This is a genomic window from Citrobacter sp. S46_ASV_140 (genome assembly GCF_018919545.1).
GTDB classification, from domain to species: Bacteria; Pseudomonadota; Gammaproteobacteria; order Enterobacterales; family Enterobacteriaceae; genus Citrobacter; species Citrobacter braakii.
In genome coordinates this window covers 1-1,016 of sequence record NZ_JAHLRC010000271.1, presented here as the reverse complement: position 1 = coordinate 1,016, position 1,016 = coordinate 1, and the positions used below count along the sequence as shown (strand labels likewise).

Annotated in this window: 2 protein-coding genes; both read left to right on the top strand. The window is 36.3% G+C overall.

From position 1 onward, the window contains the following. Positions 1-212: glycosyltransferase family 8 C-terminal domain-containing protein (locus KQJ19_RS23700; RefSeq protein WP_275972573.1), on the top strand; the 212-nt coding region annotated here is incomplete at its 5' end. Positions 213-223: 11 nt separating this feature from the next. Next, on the top strand, positions 224-1,016 hold a 793-nt coding region (locus KQJ19_RS23695; protein WP_216404285.1), incomplete at its 3' end, for a glycosyltransferase.

The window sequence follows — 1,016 nt, the reverse complement described above, 5'->3', positions numbered from 1 at the left end:
ATTATACTGGTGTAACAAAACCATGGCACGAGTGGGCTGACTATTCCTCAGCACAATTTTTCCGCACAGTATATGAGAATTCACCATGGAAGAATCAGCCTTATCAAGTTGCAAAACAAAAGCACGAATATAGAGAAGAATATAAACACCTTCTTTATCAAAATAAAATAATTCCAGGCCTGATCGCAGCAATTAAATATAAAACAATGTAATGGTGATCTTTATGATTGATAAAATCATATTTACTGTAACACCTATTTATTCTATTCCACCACGTGGTGCCGCAGCAGTTGAGACCTGGATGTATCAGGTTGCCCAGAGAACTAAATTCCCTAATCGTATTGTCTGTATAAAGAACGAAGGATATTCTGATTATTCTTACGTAAACGAAAGATGCAGTATTCATCGTATTGGATTTAGCTCAGTATATAAGCGTATTTTCCAAAAGTGGACTCGGCTGGATCCGTTACCTTATTCAAAGCGCATACTGAAAGTTGCCGAAAAATTTGAGATAACCGATCAAAGTGTGATTGTTGTCCATAACAGTATGAAGTTATATCGACAAATTCGTTCGCAAGCTCCTCAGGCTAAAGTTGTGATTCATATGCATAATGCGTTTGAACCTAAGTTGCTTGATAAAAAAGTTAAGATGATCGTACCAAGTTTGTTTTTGAAGAACTATTATCAATCTTATCTTCCTGAAGCTGATATTGTTATTGTGCCTAATGGTATTGACCTGGATATCTATCAATCGTCATATGAATCAATATCAAAAAATAAATTAAATATTTCCCCTGAAAGCAAGGTGGTATTTTTTGCTGGACGCATAGTACCTGATAAAGGTGTTCTCTTGCTTCTGCAGGCTTTTGAAAAGTTGCTGCATGAGAATAAAAATCTGAAGCTTGTGGTCGTTGGTGATCACATGGAAGTAAATAAGAACGATAAAGGTGATTATCAGCGTGAAGTTCGGGAAATAGCCGAGCGCCTCAAACCACATTGTATTATGTTAGGTAGTA